Raw genomic sequence first — 22,306 nt, forward strand, 5'->3', positions numbered from 1 at the left:
CAGTGGCTGCGGCGCACTTCGACGGCGCCCGAAGCTGACCTTCCCCGGGATGTCCCGGGACCTCTGACGGGGAAGGTGGCCCGTCGCAGAGAGGTCCCACGGCAATATCGCCGGAAATCTTTTCCAAGTCAGGGAAAGTCATGTCCAAGAAGACGTATGTGCGGACCAAGCCGCATCTGAACATCGGCACCATGGGTCACGTCGATCACGGCAAGACCACGTTGACCGCCGCCATCACAAAGGTGCTCGCCGAGCGCGGCGGCGGTAGCTTCGTGCCGTTCGACCGGATCGACCGGGCGCCGGAGGAGGCGTTGCGCGGCATAACCATCAATATCGCGCACGTCGAATACGAAACCGCCACACGGCATTACGCGCATATCGATATGCCGGGGCACGCCGACTTCGTGAAGAACATGATCACCGGCGCGTCCCAGCTCGACGGGGCGATCCTGGTGGTCTCGGCGCAGGACGGCGTCATGCCGCAGACGGCCGAGCATGTGCTGCTCGCGCGTCAGGTCGGGGTGGAGCACATCGTGGTCGCGCTCAACAAGGCCGACGCGGGTGATCCGGAACTGCTCGACCTGATCGAGCTCGAGGTGCGCGAGCTGCTCAGCGCCCAGGGTTACCCGGGTGCGGAGTTGCCGGTCGTACGGGTTTCGGGTTTGCGTGCGCTGGAAGGGGATTCGCGGTGGACCGCCGCGCTGCTCGACCTGCTGGACGCCGTGGACACCCATGTGCCCACGCCCGTGCGCTATACCGACGCGCCGTTTCTGCTCCCGGTGGAGAACGTCCTGACCATTACCGGTCGGGGCACCGTCATCACCGGTGCGGTGGAGCGCGGCCGGATTCGCCTCGGCGACCGGGTGCAGCTCTACGGCGGCGAGGAGCTGACCTCCGTTGTCACCGGGGTGGAAACCTTCGGCCGGACAATGGAATTCGCGGAAGCGGGCGACAATGTCGCGCTGCTGCTGCGCGGCGTGCAGCGCGGTCAGGTGCGTCGCGGTCAGGTCGCGGCGGAACCGGGCAGCATCGCGGTGCATACCCGGTTCAGGGCGCGCGTGTACCTGCTGGGTACGGCGGAGGGCGGTCGGCGCACACCGATCGCCACCGGCTACCGCCCGCAGTTCTACGTGCGCACCGGTGACGTCGTCGGCAACGTCACGCTGCCCGTCGCCGTCGCCCGTCCTGGCGAAACCATCGACCTGACAGTCGAATTGGGCCGCCCGGTACCGCTGGAGCCGGGCCTCGGCTTCGCCATCCGCGAGGGCGGGCGGACCGTCGGCGCGGGCACCGTCCTGACCGTCGGCTAGCCCTGCCCGGGGTTGGGCATGCGCAAGCAACACGCATGCCCAACCCCCTGGCCGGGAGCCGCCGCATCGGCAGACCGCATGGCGCGCGGCTACCCCTGAATGAGCGCGTCGATTCTTGTGCGGCGCTGGGGGAAGCCGTGCCGTCAGCCGCCGGCGCATCCACCCGCGATCGAGCTGTCGGTGTGGTCGTAGGGGTTGCGCTCCCGAGGCCGATTGCGTTCGTCAGCGCGACGAATCCGCTGGAGGTCGCGAACCACCGCGGCGCGCCGAGCTGCGGTTTTCTCGGCCGCGGACCAGGGCGCCGAAACCCTGCGCCGTCGGAGCAGCAGATGCAGAATTCGTCGAATACCCATGATTACCAACCCCCTTCTGTGTTATGTGATTCTATCGAAGGGGTCTGACAAATCGGCTGCCTCGACGGCCTTCGCAGTGGACGAATGAACACGGGAAGAGGGAGCAACACGACGTGATCAGCGATCGGCGGCAACGCGCACAACGGTTCGTCGAGTTGCACCGGGAAGGTTGCTTCCTGCTCCCGAATGCGTGGGATGCGGGCAGTGCCCGGATTCTGGAATCGGCCGGGTTTCCCGCGGTGGCCACCACCAGCGCCGGTATCGCGTTCTCCCTCGGACGTCCGGATCACGACTTCTTCGCCGAGCACGAGGACGGGCGGGTCGATCGCGAGACGATGCTGGGGCGGGTGCGCGAGATCGTCGACGCGGTCGGGGTGCCGGTCAGCGCCGATCTCGAAGAGGGATACGGCGAGAAACCCGAGACGGTGGCGACCACGATCGCGTCGGCGCTCGACGCCGGTGCGGCGGGCGGGAATATAGAAGACTTCACCGGCGACAGCACGCGACCGCTCTACGACCTGGAGTTGTGCGCGGACCGCATCCGCGCGGCCCGCGCTGCCATAGACGCCAGCGGGGAGCCGTTCGTTCTGGTCGGCCGCACCGATGGGCTCCTGGTCGATATCTCGCTCGACGAATGCATCCGGCGGGCCAACGCCTACCTGGCGGCAGGTGCCGACTGTGCGTTCGTTCCGGGTGCCAGCGATGCCGCAACCATCGGCACACTGGTGCGCGAACTCGACGGCCCACTCAATGTGGTCATGGGCTTGACCGGCAACGCACTGTCCCTCGACGACCTGCGCGAGCTCGGCGTACGCCGAGTCACGGTCGGCGGCAGCATCTTCCGCGCCATGTACCGTCAATTACTCGATACCGCACACGAATTGGCAGACCGCGGCACCTTCACCTACGCCGCCGAACAACTCACTCAGAACGACCTCAACAACCTCTTCCGCCGCTGATCCGGGCTCCGGGTAGCCGCGTTCGCGCGGTTCCCGCACTTCGGGCGTCAAGTTGTCGAGGTCACGTTCCTTGAACGGAACGGGGTCGGGGCACCGCGGGCGTGAATTGCGGCGAGGTCGTTCGCCGGTAGGACCGACGAACGAGAGGCCCGGCACTGCGAGTGCCGGGCCTTTTTGTCGCGGCAGCACACTTTCCCGGGCACAGCGCGAAGTCGAGCGCCGAGCCTTGCCTGCTCCACGCCGATCGTAGTACTGTCCAGACACGTGTCCATCATGTGTGCGGACAGATATCCCAGGAGGATTTCATGACCCTGGTCAAGCCGCTGCGGGTTTCCGGAGGCGATCACGAGCATGGGCATCTCGAGGAATTCCGCGTCGATCCACTGGCTTTGATGCGGCGGGTGCGGGCGGAATGCGGGGATGTCGGGGCGTTCGATCTGGCCGGGCGGCATGTGATTCTGCTGTCCGGCGCCGAGGCCAATGAGTTCTTCTTCCGATCCGGCGACGAGGATCTCGATCAGGCCGCCGCGTATCCGTTCATGAAGCCGATTTTCGGTGAGGGCGTGGTGTTCGACGCCAGTCCGGAGCGGCGCAAGGAGATGCTGCACAACCAGGCATTGCGTGCGGAACAAATGCGCGGACATGCGGCGACCATCGGTCGCGAGGTCGAGCGCATGCTGGCGAACTGGGGCGACGAGGGGCAGATCGACCTGCTCGACTTCTTCGCCGAGCTGACCATCTACACGTCCTCGGCCTGCCTGATCGGCAAGCGCTTCCGCGATGAACTCGACGAACGCTTCGCCCACCTCTACCACGATCTGGAGCGCGGCACCGACGCGCTGGCCTACGTGGATCCGTATGCGCCGATCGAAAGCTTCCAGCGCCGCGACGCCGCTCGCGTGGAACTGGTCGAATTGGTGCAGGGCATCATGGACGGCCGCGCCGCGAATCCGCCCGCGAACAAAGAAGATCGGGACATGCTCGACATCCTGATCTCGATCAAGGACGAACAGGGGCAGCCGCGATTCAGCGCGAGCGAAATCACCGGAATGTTCATCTCGATGATGTTCGCGGGCCATCACACCACTTCGGGTACCGCGGCGTGGTCGGTCATCGAATTGCTCAGGCATCCGGCGGAATTGCGTCGCGTCGTCGATGAACTCGACGAGTTGTACGCCGACGGTTCCGATATCAGTTTCGGCGCGCTGCGCCAGATTCCGAATCTGGAGGCGGTGGTCAAGGAGACACTGCGGCTGCATCCGCCGCTGATCATTCTGATGCGGGTGGCGCAGGGCGAATTCGAGGTGTGCGGACATCGCATCGCACCGGGCGATCTGGTCGCGGCGACTCCGGCCATCTCCAACCGGATTCCGGAGGACTTCCCGAATCCGGATCTGTTCGACCCGAACCGCTATATCGATCCGAATCAGGCGGATATCGTCAACCGCTGGACCTGGATCCCCTTCGGGGCTGGCAGACATCGCTGTGTCGGAGCGGCCTTCGCGCTCATGCAGCTCAAGGCGATTTTCTCGATACTGCTGCGGGACTGGGAATTCGAAATGGCACAACCATCCGACAGCTACCGCAACGACCACAGCAAGATGGTGGTGCAGCTGCAACAGCCCTGTGCCGTGCGCTACCGCAGGCGGCGAAAGGTCTAGGCAAACACCCAGTTACGAGAGCGTGAGCGGGAAGATTCTGGGCCCCATGGACTTCCGAATTCGCTTGTACTGTGAAGACATGATCACGCTCAAAAAGGAAGATGGCGCCGCTGATCTCAACGGCATCACCAAGCTGACGGTCGGGGTGAGCTGGGACCCGTCGGGGGGCACCAGCGGCGGCGCGGTCGGATTATTGCGCCGCAAGCGCGGTGTGGACCTGGATCTGATCGCCATCCTCATGCAAGGCGCCGAGCCGGTGCGTTTCGCCGGACTCGACTCCCTCGACCCGCTCGGCAACGGTTCGGTCCAGCACACCGGCGACGAGCAGACCGGCGCGGCCTCCGGCGACGACGAATCGGTGCACGTCACCTTCGCGAATGTGCCCGAGGCCATCGACGCGATCATTTTCGTGGCCGCGGCATTCAAGAAGGGCTCCTCGTTCGAGAAGGCCAACAACATCAGTTTCAAGGTCTACGACGCGACCGGCGGCAGTGCCCAGCAGGTGGCCGATATCTGGCCGTCGCTGCTCGGCACGGATAACGCCAATGCCGTGGCCAAGGCGTTCCGCAACGGAGGAAGCTGGCAGCTCGAGGTGCTCAATCGCAAGGGCAAGATCAAGCAGGGCGATAAGCAGGCCCTGCTGCGCTTCGCGATGGCGTGAGCAGGCGGGCCGGAGCTCGGACGCCGAGCTCCGGCCGCTCTTGCTACAGAACCGATTCGACGGCGGAGACGACCGTGGCGTCGTCGGGGGTGGTACGCGGCCGGAACCGGCCGACTACCGCACCTTCGCGATCGATCAGGAATTTCTCGAAGTTCCACTGGATATCACCGGCCGTGCCCTCGGCATCCGCGGTCTCCACCAGCGCCTGGTAGAGCGGATGCCGCTCGTCGCCGTTGACATCGGTCTTCTCCAGCAGCGGAAAGTCGACGCCGTAGGTGGTCGAGCAGAATTCCGCGATCTCCTCGGCGGTACCCGGCTCCTGGCCCATGAACTGGTTACACGGCACACCGACCACGCTGAAACCGCGGTCGCCATAAGTTTTCTGAAGTTCGACGAGTCCGGTGTACTGCGGCGTCAGCCCGCACTTGGAGGCCACATTGACCAGCAGTACCGCTTTGTCTCCGACCAATTCGCCCAGTGTTGCCGGGTCGCCGGAGAGGGTACGTAGGGGAATGTTGCGGATATTCATTCGTATCGCACCTGCCAGTTCTTGATTCCGTTGATCCACCCCGAGCGCAACCGTACCGGATCGGCGACCTGGCTGATCTGGGGCATGACGTCGGCGATCGCGTTGAACATCAGGTCGATCTCCAATCGCGCCAGATTCGCCCCGACGCAATAATGCGCACCGGTGCCGCCGAATGCGACGTGCGGATTGGGATCGCGCATTACGTCGAAGGTGAACGGATTCTCGAAGGCGTCCTCGTCGAAGTTGGCCGAACTGTAGAAGATTCCCAGTCGCTGCCCCTGCTTGATCTGCTGTCCACCGAGTTCGGTGTCCTGGGCCGCGGTGCGCTGGAAGGCATTCACCGGGGTCGCCCACCGGACGATCTCGTCGGGTGCGGTGCGCGGCCGCTGCTCCCGATACAACTCCCACTGATCCGGATGGTCCACGAAGGCCTTCATACCGTGGGTGATGGCATTGCGGGTGGTCTCATTGCCCGCGATGGCGAGCAGGATGACGAAGAATCCGAATTCGTCCGAACCGAGCGCTTCGCCGTCGACGTCGGCGTGCACCAATTGGCTGACGATGTCGTCGACCGGACAGGCGCGGCGCTCTTCGGCCATATTCCAGGCGTAGCCGAGGATTTCGGTGAAGGCGGTGGTGGCGTCGCCGTACTCCGGATCGTCGTAGTTCAGCGTCTGGTTGGACCATTCGAACAGCTTGTGCCGGTCGTCGTTCGGCACGCCGAGCAGTTCCGCGATGGCCTGCAGCGGCAGTTCGCAGGCGACCTGCTGGACGAAGTCGCCGCCCCCGGTCCGCTTGGCCTCGTGCACGATTCGCGCCGCGCGTTCGGTGAGTGCGGCGCGCAGACCCTCCACCGCGCGCGGGGTGAATCCCTTGGAGACGATCCGGCGGATCTTGGCATGCTTGGGCGCATCCATGTTCACCAGCAGCGCACCGGTGAGTTCGATCTGCTCCGGTGTGACATCGTCGGGCAGCCGGATGATCGCGCCCTTCTGCGCGGAGGAATAGATTTCCGGGCTGCGCGAAATCTCCTTCACGTCTTCGTGTTTGCTGACCACCCAGTACCCGCCGTCGCGGAACCCGCCGGAGGTCGCATCCGGCTGCGCGCACCACCACACCGGTGCGGTGCGGCGCAGGGTCGCGAATTCCTCGACCGGCATGCGGTCTTCCCACAGCCCGGGATCGGTGAAATCGAAGCCTGCCGGGAACGCGGGCGCTGCCATAGCTACCTCATGGGGTGAAAAGTGTTTCAGCGCAGCCTGAGCCGGCGCATGAGTCGTAGGGTCGTCAGCGTGGTCTTCAGCTGCTTCTCGTAGGGCAGGCCCGCGCGGGCGGCCATCACCTGGCGCTTCTGCACGCCGATATTCACGGTGTCGGTGTATTTGAGCAGGCCCTGATCGCCGTGCCTGGTGCCGACGCCGGATTGTTTGACGCCGCCGGACGGGGTGCCCTTGGCGGCGTAGGTCGTCACGAAGCCGTCGTTGATATTGATATTCCCGGCCGCGAGCTGCGCGCCGATTCGGTTGGCGCGGGCCAGATCTCGGCTCCACACGCTGGCGTTCAGGCCGTAGGTGGTGTCGTTGGCGAGCCGGATGGCCTCCTGCTCGTCGGAGAACCGGTAGACGCTCACCACCGGACCGAAGGTCTCCGCGGTCGCGTGCGTCATCTCGGCGGTGACATCGGTGAGCACGGTGGGTTCATAGAAGGCCGGGCCGATATCCGGTCGCGCCTTGCCGCCGGTCAGCACGGTCGCGCCCTTCCCGCGCGCATCCTCGACATGCGCCGCGACCCGCTCCATATGCTGCACCGAGACCAGCGAGCCGAATTCCGGTGTGAAGTCGTAGGCCGCGCCGATCTCGGCGTTCAATTCGTCTGCCGCCGTGACCAATCGGCGCACGAACTCGTCGTACAACCTGTCCTGCACATAGATCCGTTCGATGTGCATACAGGCCTGGCCCGAATTCGCGAAGACCGCGAATGACGCACCGGGAATCACTTCGTCGAGATTCGCGTCGTCCAGCACGATCATCGGGTTCTTGCCGCCGAGTTCGAGGCTGCAGCCGATCAGATTGCGGCCCGCGCCTGCGCCGACCACCCGCCCGGTCGCGGTCGAGCCGGTGAACATGACGAAGTCGGCATTGTCGATCAACGTCGGCCCCACATCGGGACCCTCGCCGCAGACGACCTGAAACAGCCCCTTCGGCAGACCGGCCTTGTACAGCAGCTCCACCCCGAACAGCGCACAGAGCGCGGTCTTGTTATCGGGCTTGAGTACCACGCCATTGCCCGCCATCAGCGCGGGCATCGAATCCGAGAGCGCGATGGCGAATGGGAAATTCCACGGCGCGATGACCGCGACGACGCCCTTGGGGCGGTGCTCCTCGGTCGAGGTGGTGATCAGCGGCACCGGGCCGCCGCGCCGCTTGGGCTTCAGCACCCGCCGTGCGGTCTTGAGGTAGTGGCTGATGACCATCGGGACATCGCAGGATTCCTCGAAGGCCATGCGGCGGGTCTTACCGCAGCCGATCTGGATCAGGTCGGCGATGGTTTCGTATTCGGCGAGAATCAGGTCGTGTGCGCGTGCGAAGACCTCGAGCCGGCGCTGCAGCGGCCAGGCGGCCCATTCCTGCTGGGCCGCTCGGGCGGTCGCGTAGGCGGCGGCGACGTCCTCGGGGGTCGACTGCGGTAGTTCACCGACCGCGGCGCCGGTGTAGACCTCGACCATCGAATACGGATCGGCGGTGCCGGAGGCCGCGACCATTGCGGTCAGCCTGCCGATCAGCGCTTCGGTGATCCGGGCGGGCAGCCCCGGTGCGGAATCCTTCTTGGCTTCGGTTGTATTCATCGGACCTTCTCCGTGCTGACGGCAGATGCTCTCGAATTAGAACACGTTCTCATCCTGGCTGTCAGGGGCTTGATAGGGATGACCTGGTCGAATGCATGCCGAGACATGGTCAATCCGCCTGATGATCCGGTGCGCGGCTCGCCGCGTACTCCCGCGCCCAGCGGTAATCGGGCTTCCCGCTCGGGGCGCGCGTGACAACGTCGGCCAGCCAGATCTGCTTGGGCACCTTGTACCCCGCGAGATGCTTGCGCACATGGCGCTCGAGCGCGGCGAAATCCACCGGGCCCGCGCCCGCGCCCGCGACCGATACCACCGCCGCCACCTGCTGGCCCCAGCGCTCGTGCGGAAGTCCGATCACCACCGCGTCATAGACGGCTTCGTGCGCCTTCACCACGCTCTCGACCTCTTCGACGAAGACCTTCTCGCCGCCGGTATTGACGACCATATTGCCGCGGCCGATCAGGGTCACCGAGCCGTCCGGCTCGACCCTGGCGCGATCGTCGGTCACCACGATCCGGGCGCCGTCGACCGTCTTGAACAGCCGCTCGGTCTTCTCCGGATCCTTGTAGTAGCCGATCGGCACCGCACCGGTCTTGGCGAGCCAGCCCTCGGAACCGGGTTCGACCTGCCTTCCCGCATCATCGACCACGATCGCGCCGCGCCCGCTGTGCACGCGTGGACCGCGGCCGGGATTGTCGTCCTTCTGTGCGAAACCGATACCGCCGAAACCGGTTTCGGAGGACCCGATGGAATCGGAGACGACCGTCGACGGAAACAGTTCCAGCAGTGCGTTTTTCACCGGTTGGGACAGCAGCGCGGCACCGGAGCCGATGGCGACGAGCGAGGACGCGTCCACCGGGGCGGCACGGTAGGCATCGATCAGCGGGCGGGCCATGGCATCGCCGGTGATCACCATGATTTGCGGGCGATGTCGTTCGACCAGCTGCCACACCCGCCGCGCATCGAATTTGGGCTCGAAGATCACGGCATTGCCGGACCACAGGGCGGTGAAGGACGGCATCATCGCGGCGGCGTGGATGAGCGGCGGGAGGACGAACCAGGTGCTCGGTTCGCCCTGTGCGCCGACCCGGGACTGCTGATATTCGTCGGAAACCGGTTCGTTCGTGTAGAAGTCGATGCCGCCGCCGAGCACTCGCCACATATCCTCTTGCCGCCACATGACGCCCTTGGGTCGGCCGGTGGTGCCGCCGGTGTACATCATGAACAGGTCGTCGGGGCTGCGGTCGATCGAACGGCGGGCGGGTGAGCCCGAGAGTAGGGCCTGCTCATACGAGGCGGACGCTGCCGGGGGGATGGTGTCCGCAGGTGGCCGGGCGTCGACGATCAGCACCCGGATCGACGGCGTGTCGGCGAGTGCTTCCAGTGCGTCGTCTGCGTATTTCGTGTGGCACACAAGCACTTCGAGGTCGGCATTGTCGTAGAGGTAGCGCAGTTCCTCGACGCCGTACCGATAGTTGATATTGATCGGGACTGCCCGCAGCTTGAAGCAGGCAATGAGGGTGGTCATGGTTTCGATGCCGTTGTGCATCTGGAAACCCACGTGCGTACCGGGGCCGACGCCGATCGAGCCGAGATGGTCGGCGAGACGATTCGCGCGGGCGTCGAGTTCGGCGAGGGTGAGTGCGCGATCGCCCTCTATCAGCGCGGTGCGCTCCGGCATCGCGTCGACCGCATGCTCGAAGAGGTCGGCGAAATTGTGGGACATGGCAATTCACTCTCAGCGAATGACGGTGAGCGGCAGTGGGATGCCGCGGTCGGTGAAGGCGAAGGCGGCGCCGGTGCTGATCCGGGTGATGGCCACCTCGGTCGCCTCCTTGAACGGCGCTGCGGCGAGAACTATCTCAGCGGTCCAGCCGTGCTCGTCGGAAGTGGTCGAGTGCACGTCGAACCGTGGATTCACGCCGCGGGCCATTGCCGCCAGCGGTGCAAGATGGTCGGGATCGATCATCGATGGCCAGGTGCGGTCGGTATTGGCATCACTGTGCCGTGGCACTCGCAGTCGCACCGCATCATCGGTGACGGATACGTCGATGCCGGTGTACGGCAAGGGATTCCATGCCGGATGTAGGAGCAGTACCTCGGCCAGCGCGGCCGGATCATCGCCGAGGCCGAGTGCGTTGCGAATCCGCTCGGAGGTGAGTCCGGCGATGCCGGTGAATTGTTTGCGGCCGATATCCGTCGCGGCGTCGGCGGACCGAGTACGCACGGCGGTCATGAAGCCGATGGTGAGCAGATGGTGTTGCAGGCAGACCTCGTCGGCCATGCGCACCAGCGCAGATTTGGAGAAGTCGGTGAAGCGCAGGTCGCTGAGCAGCGGGCCCGCGTAATCGCTTTGGCCCGGATCGTCCTTGTCGATCGCGGACAGTTCCAGCAGTGCGGCTCGAGAGTTGGCCACCACCTGGGCATTCGGCGGTGTGGGCGGTGGGATATGTGCCTGGTCGATGACGACGGTCCACGCGCACACCGGCTTTCGGTCCGCCGGATGACGCGGCGGACGGTGGATCGGCCGGACCTGGGCATGCGGATTGGTGGCGAGAGCGGTCGCGTCGAAGGTCGGATCCTCGATGTCGTGGCACATGGACACCACGAACTCCTCGCCGAGCGGCTCCACATCCGCCAGCGCGCCACAGTGGTCCAGCCAGAATTCGCCGTGGTCGCGATCGTCGACGCGAAACCGGAAGTCCATGAACTGCGGCGGCGCACCGATATCGAGTTGCAGGCCTTTGAAGATCGTCGGCACGTCATCGCCCTCGAAATCGAGCGCGCGGCGCATCCGGCGGGTATAGACCGGACTGGCGAGCTGCCATTCCTCGATGGCGACCGCCGCCATGCCCTCGCGCCCGAATGCCCCGATGGAATGCGCCATTCCGGACCGGTCGATCAGGTGACCGCACAGCAGCAGTTCGGGCACCAGCGTCGCCAGCTGGGCCCGCGACAACCGGTCGAAGCTCGAAATCACCACAGTGGAACCGGTGCTTCGCCGATCCGATACCAGCCCGGCAGCGTCTTTCCGGAGACCGACCGTTGGATGCGCTTCTGCATCCCTGCCGTCAGTGCGTTGTTCTGGATCATCTCCACGAACAACTGCGAAACGTTGCCGAAGTCGAAGAAGTCACGCTGCCAAGACCATTGGTAGTTGCCGCCGTAGCGGAACCAGCTGCCGCCGATGCCCTCCGGACTGTAGTTGCGACCGTCGGATCGCTTGTTATCGCTGATCTGCTTCCAGAAGCCGATGACATCGCCGCTGCGCTCATCGGTGACGAACTGTTGGTAGGGATAGGACCAGCCCTCCAGGCCCTCCATCTCCTGACCGAGTGCGAGTTCCCGGATCTCGGCTCGCCCCACTGCCATGAATTCTTGGGTCGGACCGTAATTCCAGCCGTAGGTGGCGTCCTCGGTGTACATCTCGGCGAGCGGCTTCCAGTCGCCCTTTTCCTCGCAGCGCTGATTCTCCAGCACCCAGCGCCGGACCATCTCGTCGAGTTCGGCGCGGTCGAAATCTGGCATTACCGTGTTCCTTTCGCGGTTTCGTCTTCACGGATCGACAGCGCTTGGGTGGGGCAGTAGCGCACCGCGCGCTCGATATCCGCGCGGGCTTCGGGACTCGGTGTCGGGTCGAGGATTTCGACCTTGCCGCGCTTGGGCACGGTGAAGGCCGAGGGCGCTTCGTCCTGGCAGACGGCGTGCCCCTGACACAAATCCAGATCGGCGACGATCCTCACGGTCGGCTCCTGTCCTCGACGGTCGGTAACGGACGCAGCGGGGCCTCGGGCTGGACCTCGACCAGCACGAGATGCGCCCCGCGTGGTGCGGAGACCACGGCGATGACCGCGGCGGCCAGATCGCTCGCACGCAGCATGTACGGGTGACGGGCGAAACCCCAGGCCTTCCAGTCCTCCAGCATCGGCCCGACCACCTCGGGAGTGGAATTCATGCCCATGCCGGTCAGTGTCGGACCCGGGCGCACCAGTGATGCGCGAACCCCGCTGCCCTCCAGCTCCATTCGCATCTGCTGGACCATTGCCTCGAGCCCGGCCTTGGCAGCGCTGTATGCGCCGGTGCGCGGGCGTGGCTCCTCGGCGCAGTCGGAGCTGATCAAGACGAAATCGCCGCGCTGCCTTCGCATCATCCCCGGCAGTATCCGGTGCACCAACCGGTGCGCGCCGACCAGATGCACCTGCACCTGCTGCAGGAACCGATCCGGTTCCATCTCGTGCACGAGCGAGAATTCGATATCGCCCGCGCCGGAGACCAGGATTTCGATGGGCCCGAGGGTGTCTTCGGCAGCGGCGACGAAATCGTCGACGGATGCCGCGTCGGTGACATCGAGCTGGTGGGCGAAGGCTTCGCCGCCATTGGCGCGGATCTTGGCTGCGAGCGCCTCGCATTGATCCACCCGGCGCGCGCCGAGCGCGACCGGATGTCCGAGTTCGGCGAGCGCTTCGGCCGTCGCTGCGCCGATACCGGAGGATGCTCCGGCCACAATCGCCGGTCGGCGCACCGGATTCGGTTCGAACCGTGGCATTATTTCGCCTCCACGATGACGGGCAGGTTCGCGAACCCGCGGACATTGGTCGAGTGCACGCGCTTGATACCGGCGTCGACGACGTCGTAAGACCGCACGCGCGAAGCGAATTCGCGCAGCGCTACGTTGGCCTCCAGCCGGGCGAGATGGGCGCCGAGGCAGAAGTGCACGCCCGCACCGAAACTCGCGAGTCCGGACTTGTCGGTGCGTCCGATGCGGTAGCTGTCGCCGTCGGCGAAGACCTCCGGATCCCGATTGGCCGAACCGATCAGCAACAGCACCTTCGCACCCTTCGGGATGGTGCGGCCGTGCTGGTCGATATCCACCGCGGCGCAGCGCGCGACCATCTGGCTGGAGGTGTCGTAGCGCAGCGTCTCCTCGACCCAGTCGGTGACCAGCTCGGGTTCCGCCACGACCTTGGCGTACTCGCTCGGATTGCGTGCGCTCCAATACAGCGCATTGCCGAGGAGTTTGGTGGTGGTCTCGTTACCGGCCACCACCATCAGGAACATGAAACCGATGATCTCCTCGTCGGACAGGGTGTCGCCGTCGATTTCGGCATCCAGTAGCGCCGAGGTGAGATCCGTTGTCGGAGTGCGCCTTCGCGCGGCGACCATCTCCGCGTAATAGGTGAGCAGCGTGATCGATGCCTGCGCGGCGGCCATCGGGACATCCAGGACGCCGTCCTCGCGGTGCACCACCAGATCGGCCAGCCTGCGGACCTCCGCGCGGTCGGCCTCGGGCACGCCCATCAGTTCGGAGATGACATCCATCGGGAGTTTGCCCGCGACCTCATCGATCCAGTCGAACTCGCCGGTCGCGAGTGCCGGTTCCAGGTAGGACAGCGTCAGGTCCCTGATCCGGTCTTCCATCTCGGCCACCCGCTTGGGGGTGAAGCCCTTGTAGACCAGGCGGCGCATGCGCATATGCCGCGGATCGTCCATGGCCAGGAACGACATCACCCGGCTCGCGTGCGGGCCCCAGGCCGCAGGGTCCAGCGAGACCCCGTTGGCGCTGGACAGGCGGACGCTGTCGCGGAAGGCCGCGGTCACATCCGCGTGCCGGGACAGCGCCCAGAAATCCAGGTCGGCGTTGTAGTAGAGCGGCGCCTCGGTGCGCAGCCGCTCATAGGTGGGGTACGGGTCCTCGTGGAACGCGTAGTCGTAGGGGTCGAAGGTCAAGGGCTCCAGTGAGGCGGCCGTCATCGCGATAACCCGGAATTCGAGAACCAGTTCTCATCGGTGACCGGTGTCGCGTCATCGATGGGAGACACATAGCTGGACATGTGTCTGGACGGTACCACCGGCATGCCGGATTCGACAGAGGTTTCCCTGAACAATCTGGGTGAGGCCCGGGTTGGGCCCGAATGACGGCTGATAGTTCTCGTTGCGGGCGGTCAGGCTGGTTCCAGACCGTAGTTCTGAAACGGGTTCTTGCGTCTGGGGGCAGACCGAGACTATATTCCGTACACCTGTCCAGACAGTATCGGAGCCTTTATGAGCAGCCTCCTGCCCGCCGACGGTTCGCGCCTGCTGATCGGCGGCAAACTGGTCACCGGCGGGGACGGCGTCTTCGCCACGGTGAACCCGGCGACCGAAGCGGTCATCGGTCAGGCCGCGAATGCGAACGGCGCGGATATGGACGCGGCCATCGCGGCCGCGCGCACCGCATTCGACGACACCGACTGGTCGCGCGATCACGCCTTCCGTGCCCGCTGCCTCGAACAGTTGCGCACCGCATTGCAGGCCGATGTCGACGAGCTGCGTGAGATCACCGTCGCGGAGGCGGGCGCGCCGACAATGCTGACCAGAGGGCCGCAATTGGAAGGTCCGGTCGCCGATCTTTCGTACTCGGCATCGCTGGCCGAAACCTACAGCTGGGAAACCGATCTCGGCACCGCGACGCCCATGGGCATCAAGAGCCATCGGGTGTTGCGCCGCGAGGCGGTCGGCGTTGTCGGTGCCATTACGCCGTGGAACTTCCCGCACCAGATCAATTTCGCCAAACTGGGTCCCGCGCTCGCGGCCGGAAATACCGTGGTGCTCAAGCCCGCACCGGATACTCCGTGGTGTGCGGCGGCGGTCGGCGCGATCATTGCCGAGCAGACCGATATTCCGCCCGGCGTCGTCAATATCGTGACCTCCACCGATCACGGTCTCGGCGCGCAGCTCACCACCGATCCGCGCGTCGACATGATCAGCTTCACCGGTTCGACGCAGACTGGTAGATCGGTAATGACCAGCGCGGCAACGACTTTGAAGAAGACCTTCCTCGAACTCGGCGGCAAATCGGCGTTCATCGTGCTCGACGACGCGAATATCGCGGGAGCCTGTTCGGTGGCGGCGTTTTCGGTGGCCGTACACGCCGGACAAGGGTGCGCCCTCACAACCCGGCTGCTGGTACCGCGTGCGGTATACGACGAAGCGATCCAGGCCGCGGCGGCCACCCTGTCGGGCATTGTTCCTGGTGACCCGGCCGATGCGCGCACCGTCTGCGGGCCACTGATTTCCGAGCGCCAGCGGGCAAGAGTCGAGCGGTATCTGGAGATCGCGCGCGCCGAGGGCGGCCGGATCGTGGTCGGCGGCGGCCGACCGGCGGGCCGCGAGCGCGGATATTTCATCGAACCGACATTGATCGCGGATGTGCCCAATACCGCGACGGTCGCGCGCGAGGAGATCTTCGGACCCGTGCTCGTGGTGATCCCGCACGACGGCGACGACGATGCGATCCGGATCGCCAACGACTCCCCGTACGGACTCTCCGGCTCGGTATGGGGCACCGACCCGGACCGAATTCGGCACGTCACCAATGGCGTTCGCACCGGCACGATCGGCGTCAACGGCGGCATCTGGTACTCGGCCGACGCACCGTTCGGCGGCTACAAACAATCCGGCATCGGGCGGGAAATGGGCCTCGCCGGATTCGAGGAATACCTCGAGACCAAGCTCGTCGCGACCGCCGGATAGACCACAAACAGCTGCAAGGAGCTGATTTCATGACTCGATTCCCAGGAAAGACCGCCATCGTCACCGGCGCCGCCCAAGGTATCGGCGCGACATACGCCAAGGCGCTGGCGAATGAAGGCGCCAATGTCGTTGTCGCCGACCTGAATGCCGAACGAGGAAAGGCCGTCGCGGCCGAGATCACCGCCGGTGGCGGCAGCGCCATCTTCGGCGAAGTCGATGTCGCCGATCCGGAATCGGCCACCGCCCTCGCCGAATTGACCGTCCGCGAATTCGGGGCGATCGACCATCTGGTGAACAATGCCGCCATCTACGGCGATATGAAACTCAACCTGTTGCTCAGCGTGCCATGGGACTACTACAAGAAGTTCATGAGCGTGAATATGGACGGTGCGCTGAATATGACCCGCGCGGTGTGGCAGCACATGGTCAAGGCGGGCGGCGGATCGATCGTCAACCAATCTTCCACCGCCGCATGGACCTACTCCAGCTTCTACGGTTTGGCCAAGGTCGGTATCAACGGCCTGACCCAGCAGCTCGCCTTCGAACTCGGCGGTTCCAAGATCCGCATCAATGCCATCGCGCCCGGTCCCATCGATACCGAAGCCACCAAAACCGTGACACCGAGCGTCATCGTCGACGATATGGTGAAACGGTTGCCGCTCAAACGAATGGGAACACCGGATGATCTGGTCGGCGCCTGCTTGTATCTGCTCTCGGACGAGGCCAGCTGGGTCACCGGGCAGATCTTCAATGTCGACGGCGGACAAGTGTTCCGGTCATGAGTAGCGAATTGCCGGTCGGGTTCATCGGTTTGGGCAATATGGGCGCACCGATGGCCAAAAGTCTCCTGTCCTGGCCCGGTGGACTCACCGTCTGCGATATGCGCCCCGATGCGGTGCAGCCGCTCACCGAAGCCGGTGCGGCATCGGCTGTTTCGGCCGCGGAAATCGCCGAGAAGGCGGCCGTGATTTCGGTGACCGTACTGGACGACGCGCAGGTGCGGGCGGTGGTCACCGGACCCGAGGGGGTGTTGCGGACGGCCGCCCCTGGCACCGTTATCGCCGTGCACTCCACCATCAGCGACCGGACCGCCGAAGAGCTGGCGGGCGAATGTGCCGAGTACGGCGTCGAATTGGTCGACGCGCCGATCAGCGGCGGTGCGGCCGGGGCCACGCGCGGCAAGCTCGCGGTCATGGTCGGCGGCAGTGATACGGCATTCGAGCGGGTGCGCGGACCCTTCGGCTGCTTCGCCGATCTGGTGGTGCACGCCGGACCGGTCGGCGCGGGCACCCGAATGAAGTTGGCGCGCAACCTTTTGCACTTCATCGCATTCACCGCGGCCACGGAGGCACAGCGGCTCGCCGAGGCCGCGGATCTGGATATCACCGTGCTGGGCAACGTCGTCCGGCACTCCGACGCGGTCACCGGCGGCCCCGGCGCGATCATGCTGCGAGACCGCACCGCGCCGATCGAACCGAATGACTTCTGGCTGCCGATCCTGAGTCACGTGCGCGATCTCGGCGAAAAAGATCTGAGCCTGGCCCTGGATCTCGGCGCGCGACTCGGCGTCGAATTGCCGCTGGCGGAACTGGCTCTCGACCGCCTCGGGCCCGGGCTCGGCGTGCCGAGGGAAAGGGAAACTCATGAGTGAAAACGGATCCGCTGATTCGGTACGCCAACGCGGGCTGGCCAAGATGGCCGAGGTCTACGGCACCGAATTCCAGGACTACCCCAGCGACCATTTCGCCGTTACGGCCGATCATCTCTTCGCCGAAATCTGGTCGCGCCCCGGGCTCACCATTCGGGACCGCCGACTGATCCTGCTCGGTGCGCTCGCCGCCCAAGGCGCGATGGATACGGCGGGTATCCAGATCGGCGCGGCGCTGCGCAATGCGGAATTGACCGAGGCGCAGCTGCACGAGATCGCGCTGTTCCTGTGCTATTACGTCGGCTGGCCGACCGGCACCAAACTCGACCTGTTGGTGGGAACGATTGTCGCCCAACAGAAAAAGGCGGCACGCAAGCAGTCCGAACAGGTGGGGGAGTCCGAATCGTCTGTGTCGTCCGAAGACGCGAGTAAGTAAGGAACGCGAAACATGTCTGATGCCGCAAAGATCCGGCCGCTGCGCGCCGACGCGATCGCCGCATGGGATTTCGAGGCGGATGTCGTCGTCGCCGGATACGGCATCGCCGGTGTCTGCGCCGCCATCGAGGCCGCGCGTGCGGGGGCCGACGTGCTGATCCTGGAGCGCACCGGCGGCTGGGGCGGTGCGGCGGCCATGGCGGGCGGATTCATCTACCTCGGTGGCGGCACGCCCTTGCAGCAGGCGCTCGGCTTCGAGGACACGCCGGAGAATATGGAGACATTCCTGCAGGCCGCGCTCGGTCCCGGACAGGATCGGGCGAAGATCGCGGACTACTGCCAGAACAGCGTCGAGCACTACAACTGGCTGGTCTCCAACGGGGTGCCGTTCAAGGAGGAGTTCTGGGGTGAGCCCGGCTGGGAGCCGCCGCACGACGAAGGGCTGATGTACTCCGGCGGCGAGAATGCCGCGCCGTTCAACGCCATCGCGAAACCCGCTCCGCGCGGCCATGTTCCGCAAATGGCGAATAAGAAGATCGGCGCCAGGAGCGGCGGCTACATGCTGATGAAGCCGCTGGCCGATACCGCCGAAAGTCTCGGTGTCGGTGTCGAATACGACATCAGGATCCGGCGGCTGGTGATCGACGAGACCGATCGGGTGGTCGGCGTCCTAGCGACGCGCTTCGGCAAGGAGGTCGCGATCCGCGCCGAACGCGGGGTCGTGCTCGCCACCGGCAGTTTCGCCTACCACCAGCAGATGATCGAGGGCTATGCGCCGCGGCTGATCGGGCGGCCCGCCGCCGCCATCGAAGAGCACGACGGCATCGGCATTCTGGTCGCGCAGGCGCTCGGTGCCGAGCTGGCGCACATGGATGCCACCGAGGCGGCGTTCTTCGGAGATCCGCAGCTGCTGGCGCGCGGCATCCTGGTCAACGGGCGTGGTCAGCGCTATATCCCGGAGGACACCTATCCGGGGCGGATCGGACAGGCGACGCTGATCCAGCAGGAAAATCAGGCGTTTCTGGTTATCGATGAGGAGTCGCTCGAAGCGGCGCTTGCCACCGTGACATCCACGCCGTTCTTCCGCCAGCCGCCGACCTGGGCGGCCGAGACCGTCGCGGAGCTGGAGTCCGATATGGGTCTGCCGGAGCGCGCGTTGCAGGGCACCGTCGAGTGCTACAACCTGCACGCCGCCGACGGCAAGGATCCATTGCTCGGGAAGAAGCCGGAGTGGGTCAAGCCGATCGGCACGCCGCTGGCCGCCTTCGACATGCGTGGATTCACCGCGGGTTTCACCCTCGGCGGGCTGCGTACCGATCTGGATTCGCGGGTGCTGCACGTCTCCGGCGAACCGATTCCAGGCCTGTTCGCCGCGGGCCGCTGCACCTCCGGGCTCTGTGCCGGCGGCTATGTCAGCGGTGCGTCCCTCGGTGACGGCAGCTTCTATGGCCGACGCGCCGGTCGCGCCGCCGCAAAGTAGGATCTAGACACATGTCCGAAGGTGAGTCCATCATCCTGGAGGCGACCCGGCGTCGCCTCACCGAGAAGCAGGCCGACACCGTCGACAAGTTGACCAAGGCCGCGGTGGAAGTGCTTGCGCGCGAAGGCTTCGCGGGGATGACCATCCGCATGGTCGCCGCGGCGGCCGGCGTCGGCACCGCCACGGCGTACACCTACTTCTCCTCGAAGGAACATCTCGTCGCCGAGATCTTCTGGCGCCGCCTGTTCGCCAGTTCGGCTCCGGTCAGCGATGACCCGGACCCCACCGTCCGGGTCGTCGCCGAACTCCGCAACATCGCCATGCTCGTGGCCGACGAACAGGAACTCTCGGGCGCTGTCACCAGCGCCCTGCTGGGCCGCGATCCCGACGTGGCCCACCTGCGCGCGCGGATCGGCATGGAAATCCGTAAACGACTGGTCCGCGCCCTCGGCCCCGACGCCGACCAGGACGTAGTCGAATCCCTCGAACTCGTCTACGCGGGCGCACTCGTTCGCGCGGGCATGGGCTACGCCTCCTACTCCGAAATCGCCGACCGCATCGAGAAGTCGGCGCTGCTGATTCTGAAGTAGAGCACTTACCCGAGAGGTAATCGACTTCATTATCGGGTGCCGCAATGATGGTGGGGCACCAGATGATTGGAGAAACCGATGCCCTACTTCGAATCGCACGACGGCACCACGCTGCACTACCAGGACTGGGGTTCCGGGCAGCCGGTGCTGTTCCTGGCCGGTGGCTGGTTGAGCAGTACTTCATGGGAGCTGCAGATGCTGCCGCTGTCCAAGCAGGGGTTGCGGTGCCTGTCCTACGACCGGCGTGGGCACGGCAAGTCGGATTGGGTCGGGCACGGGTACGACTACGACACACTGGCCGCGGATCTGGCCGCATTCCTGGAACATCTCGATCTGCGTGAGGTCACCGTGGTCGCGCATTCGATGGCGGGCGGTGAGATCGTCCGGTACCTGACGCGGTACGGCAGCGATCGGATCAGCCGGGTTGCGCTGGTCTCGGTGACAATGCCGTATTTCGCACAGGCCGTGGACAATCCGAACGGTGTGCCGAAGGCGGTCTTCGATGCGGTGGGCGCGGCCCGCGCCGCGGACCGGCCGCTGTGGATGGAGCAGAACGCCCAGGCATTCTTCGCGACGCATCTTGGCAACCAGGTGTCCTCCGCGCGGATCGCGTGGATGGTCCAGAAGTGCATGGACTGCTCACTTCTCGCGGCGGACGAGATCATGAATACGATCTACAACGCCGACTTTCGCGACGAGTTGCGCGCAATCACACTGCCCACGCTCGTCATCCACGGTGACGCCGACGCCTCCGCACCCATCGACCTCTGCGGGCGCGTGATCAAGGACCTGATTCCGAGCAATACCTACAAGGAATACCCGGCCGCCGGCCACGGCATCATGATCTCGCACGTCGCGCAGCTCAATGCCGACATCCTCGACTTCATCAAGGCATGAGGGCCGGGGCGGTAGCGGCGGATACTTGTCATACCCCACCGCTACCGTGAGCCAATGGGATTCGCGCTTTCGATCACCGTGTCGCCCGAGGACATCGATGGCAACGGCCATATGAACCAGGCCGTCTACCTGCAATATGCGGAACGGGCGCGCTGGGCCTGCCTGCGGGAGGGCGGTCTATCCCAGGAGAAGTTGCAGGACGCCGGGGTCGGGCCGATCTCGCTGCAGGTGACCCTCGAGTTCAAACAGGAACTCTTCGTGGGCGACGAGGTCACTGTCACTTGCGATTTCGCCTGGGATGGCAAGACCCACCGGACCATCCAGGAGATCCGCAAGGCGGATGGCACGGTCTCCGCGGAGATCGTCGGCGTCGGCGGTCTGCTCGATCTCACCGAACGGCGCTTGGTGCCGGACGCCGCGCGCTATTTCCGCGACCTGGCGCAGGATCCGACGGTCTTCGGTCTGGGCCGGTCGGCGTAGTTCTAAGGGTTCATTGAGACCTCGAGACTTGGGGGAGGTCCCTGATGGCGCGGGCGCGCGATACCGGACAGACTGGGTTCCATGACTTCGCAAGCCCTAGGTGCCGACCTCGAGAAATCGGCTGCCGCTACCGTCGCGGCACGCGCCATCGACCTGGTGAAGGTCTACGGCCACGGAGATACGCAGGTCAGGGCACTGGACGGGGTTTCAGCCGAATTCGTGAAGGGGGAGTTCACCGCGATCATGGGGCCCTCCGGATCGGGCAAATCGACCCTGATGCACTGCCTGGCCGGCCTGGACAGTGCCAGCACCGGAACTGTGCGGATCGGCGACACCGATCTCGCCGGGCTCTCCGATAAGCAGATGACCCGGCTGCGGCGCGACCGCATCGGCTTCGTCTTCCAGGCATTCAACCTGGTGCCGACGCTGACCGCGCAGGAGAACATCACCCTGCCGCTGGATATCGCGGGCCGCAAGCCCGACCAGGATTGGCTGGATACGGTCATCAAGCGGCTCGGGCTCAACGATCGACTCACCCACCGGCCCAGCGAACTGTCCGGCGGCCAGCAGCAGCGGGTGGCGTGCGCGCGGGCGCTGGCCGGTAAGCCGGAGATCATCTTCGGTGACGAGCCGACCGGCAATCTCGATTCGCGCGCCTCGGAGGAGGTGCTCTCGATCCTGCGCGCGGCGGTGGACGAATTCGGGCAGACGGTCGTCATCGTCACCCATGAGCCGCACGCGGCGGGATATGCCGACCGTGTGGTGTTCCTCGCGGACGGTCGCATTGTCGACGAGTTGCGCGATCCCACCGCCGAATCGGTGCTCGACAAGATGAAGTCGCTGGAGCAGGTTTAGTGAGTGAGCGTCAGCGAGTGAACCAAAGACACAGCGCGCCTTCGCGCACGACGGAGCCGAGCGTCAGCGAGGCGCAGTCGTGAGCGGCAAG

The 22,306-nt window shown here is 65.3% G+C and carries 22 protein-coding genes; 13 read left to right on the plus strand and 9 right to left on the minus strand.

The features are described 5' to 3' along the window. Window positions 1-140: 140 nt before the first annotated feature. The 4 genes from tuf to ACQPZ2_RS09065 all read left to right on the plus strand — a co-directional run bounded on the left by tuf (window position 141) and on the right by ACQPZ2_RS09065 (window position 4,944). Complete coding sequence (gene tuf, locus ACQPZ2_RS09050) at window positions 141-1,310, plus strand: elongation factor Tu (RefSeq protein ID WP_433525137.1); 1,170 nt, start codon at window positions 141-143, stop codon at window positions 1,308-1,310. Window positions 1,311-1,776: 466 nt separating this feature from the next. Next, window positions 1,777-2,622, plus strand: coding sequence for an isocitrate lyase/PEP mutase family protein (locus ACQPZ2_RS09055; protein ID WP_433525138.1), 846 nt, complete (start codon window positions 1,777-1,779; stop codon window positions 2,620-2,622). A 305-nt stretch (window positions 2,623-2,927) separates the two neighbouring features. Then, window positions 2,928-4,283, plus strand: coding sequence for a cytochrome P450 (locus tag ACQPZ2_RS09060; RefSeq protein ID WP_433525139.1), 1,356 nt, complete (start codon window positions 2,928-2,930; stop codon window positions 4,281-4,283). Window positions 4,284-4,362: 79 nt separating this feature from the next. Next, entirely contained in the window at window positions 4,363-4,944 is a 582-nt protein-coding gene (locus ACQPZ2_RS09065) for a TerD family protein (protein ID WP_063045919.1), read from the plus strand. A gap of 43 nt (window positions 4,945-4,987) precedes the next feature. Here the strand turns inward: ACQPZ2_RS09065 and ACQPZ2_RS09070 are convergent, their stop codons facing one another. The 9 genes from ACQPZ2_RS09070 to ACQPZ2_RS09110 all read right to left on the minus strand — a co-directional run bounded on the left by ACQPZ2_RS09070 (window position 4,988) and on the right by ACQPZ2_RS09110 (window position 14,069). Then, window positions 4,988-5,473, minus strand: coding sequence for a glutathione peroxidase (locus ACQPZ2_RS09070; RefSeq protein ID WP_433525140.1), 486 nt, complete (start codon window positions 5,471-5,473; stop codon window positions 4,988-4,990). Next, complete coding sequence (locus ACQPZ2_RS09075; RefSeq protein WP_433525141.1) at window positions 5,470-6,696, minus strand: cytochrome P450; 1,227 nt, start codon at window positions 6,694-6,696, stop codon at window positions 5,470-5,472. The genes ACQPZ2_RS09070 and ACQPZ2_RS09075 overlap by 4 nt, the downstream gene beginning before the upstream one ends. A 26-nt stretch (window positions 6,697-6,722) precedes the next feature. Further along, entirely contained in the window at window positions 6,723-8,318 is a 1,596-nt protein-coding gene (locus ACQPZ2_RS09080) for a succinic semialdehyde dehydrogenase (protein ID WP_433525142.1), read from the minus strand. Window positions 8,319-8,427: 109 nt separating this feature from the next. Beyond that, window positions 8,428-10,044: an acyl-CoA synthetase gene (locus ACQPZ2_RS09085; protein WP_433525143.1), complete on the minus strand. Its 1,617-nt coding sequence runs from the start codon at window positions 10,042-10,044 to the stop codon at window positions 8,428-8,430. Window positions 10,045-10,056: 12 nt separating this feature from the next. Continuing rightward, window positions 10,057-11,301, minus strand: a complete 1,245-nt coding sequence (locus ACQPZ2_RS09090) for a hypothetical protein (protein WP_433525144.1) — start codon at window positions 11,299-11,301, stop codon at window positions 10,057-10,059. Continuing rightward, window positions 11,295-11,846 carry a hypothetical protein gene (locus ACQPZ2_RS09095; RefSeq protein ID WP_063824988.1) on the minus strand — a complete coding sequence of 184 codons (552 nt, stop codon included), beginning with the start codon at window positions 11,844-11,846 and terminating at the stop codon, window positions 11,295-11,297. Before ACQPZ2_RS09095 ends, ACQPZ2_RS09090 begins: the two co-directional genes overlap by 7 nt. Beyond that, a complete protein-coding gene (locus ACQPZ2_RS09100; protein WP_433525145.1) occupies window positions 11,846-12,061 on the minus strand; it encodes a ferredoxin in 216 nt (71 codons plus the stop codon). The genes ACQPZ2_RS09095 and ACQPZ2_RS09100 overlap by 1 nt, the downstream gene beginning before the upstream one ends. Then, window positions 12,058-12,864, minus strand: a complete 807-nt coding sequence (locus tag ACQPZ2_RS09105; RefSeq protein WP_433525146.1) for an SDR family oxidoreductase — start codon at window positions 12,862-12,864, stop codon at window positions 12,058-12,060. The genes ACQPZ2_RS09100 and ACQPZ2_RS09105 overlap by 4 nt, the downstream gene beginning before the upstream one ends. Next, window positions 12,864-14,069, minus strand: a complete 1,206-nt coding sequence (locus ACQPZ2_RS09110) for a cytochrome P450 (protein ID WP_433525147.1) — start codon at window positions 14,067-14,069, stop codon at window positions 12,864-12,866. Before ACQPZ2_RS09110 ends, ACQPZ2_RS09105 begins: the two co-directional genes overlap by 1 nt. Before the next feature lie 291 nt (window positions 14,070-14,360). Here ACQPZ2_RS09110 and ACQPZ2_RS09115 point away from each other — a divergent pair, with 291 nt between their 5' ends. From ACQPZ2_RS09115 to ACQPZ2_RS09155, 9 genes are all read left to right on the plus strand, one after another. Then, complete coding sequence (locus ACQPZ2_RS09115; RefSeq protein WP_433525148.1) at window positions 14,361-15,830, plus strand: aldehyde dehydrogenase; 1,470 nt, start codon at window positions 14,361-14,363, stop codon at window positions 15,828-15,830. Window positions 15,831-15,859: 29 nt separating this feature from the next. After that, window positions 15,860-16,612 (plus strand): SDR family oxidoreductase, encoded by a 753-nt coding sequence (locus ACQPZ2_RS09120; RefSeq protein ID WP_433525149.1) that lies wholly within the window; start codon window positions 15,860-15,862, stop codon window positions 16,610-16,612. Beyond that, entirely contained in the window at window positions 16,609-17,481 is an 873-nt protein-coding gene (locus ACQPZ2_RS09125) for an NAD(P)-dependent oxidoreductase (protein WP_433525150.1), read from the plus strand. The genes ACQPZ2_RS09120 and ACQPZ2_RS09125 overlap by 4 nt, the downstream gene beginning before the upstream one ends. Further along, on the plus strand, window positions 17,474-17,914 hold the full coding sequence (locus ACQPZ2_RS09130) for a carboxymuconolactone decarboxylase family protein (RefSeq protein ID WP_433525151.1): 441 nt from the start codon (window positions 17,474-17,476) through the stop codon (window positions 17,912-17,914). The genes ACQPZ2_RS09125 and ACQPZ2_RS09130 overlap by 8 nt, the downstream gene beginning before the upstream one ends. A 12-nt stretch (window positions 17,915-17,926) precedes the next feature. After that, on the plus strand, window positions 17,927-19,393 hold the full coding sequence (locus ACQPZ2_RS09135) for an FAD-dependent oxidoreductase (protein ID WP_433525152.1): 1,467 nt from the start codon (window positions 17,927-17,929) through the stop codon (window positions 19,391-19,393). Between the two features lie 11 nt (window positions 19,394-19,404). Beyond that, on the plus strand, window positions 19,405-19,983 hold the full coding sequence (locus tag ACQPZ2_RS09140) for a TetR/AcrR family transcriptional regulator (RefSeq protein WP_040694975.1): 579 nt from the start codon (window positions 19,405-19,407) through the stop codon (window positions 19,981-19,983). Between the two features lie 78 nt (window positions 19,984-20,061). Beyond that, window positions 20,062-20,880: an alpha/beta fold hydrolase gene (locus ACQPZ2_RS09145; RefSeq protein ID WP_433525153.1), complete on the plus strand. Its 819-nt coding sequence runs from the start codon at window positions 20,062-20,064 to the stop codon at window positions 20,878-20,880. A gap of 54 nt (window positions 20,881-20,934) precedes the next feature. Next, window positions 20,935-21,360, plus strand: coding sequence for an acyl-CoA thioesterase (locus tag ACQPZ2_RS09150; RefSeq protein WP_387296911.1), 426 nt, complete (start codon window positions 20,935-20,937; stop codon window positions 21,358-21,360). 81 nt (window positions 21,361-21,441) lie between these two features. Further along, on the plus strand, window positions 21,442-22,215 hold the full coding sequence (locus ACQPZ2_RS09155; RefSeq protein ID WP_433525154.1) for an ABC transporter ATP-binding protein: 774 nt from the start codon (window positions 21,442-21,444) through the stop codon (window positions 22,213-22,215). The last annotated feature ends 91 nt before the right edge of the window (window positions 22,216-22,306 follow it).

It is taken from the genome of Nocardia pseudovaccinii, assembly GCF_050942345.1.
In the GTDB taxonomy this organism is placed as follows: Bacteria; Actinomycetota; Actinomycetes; order Mycobacteriales; family Mycobacteriaceae; genus Nocardia; species Nocardia pseudovaccinii.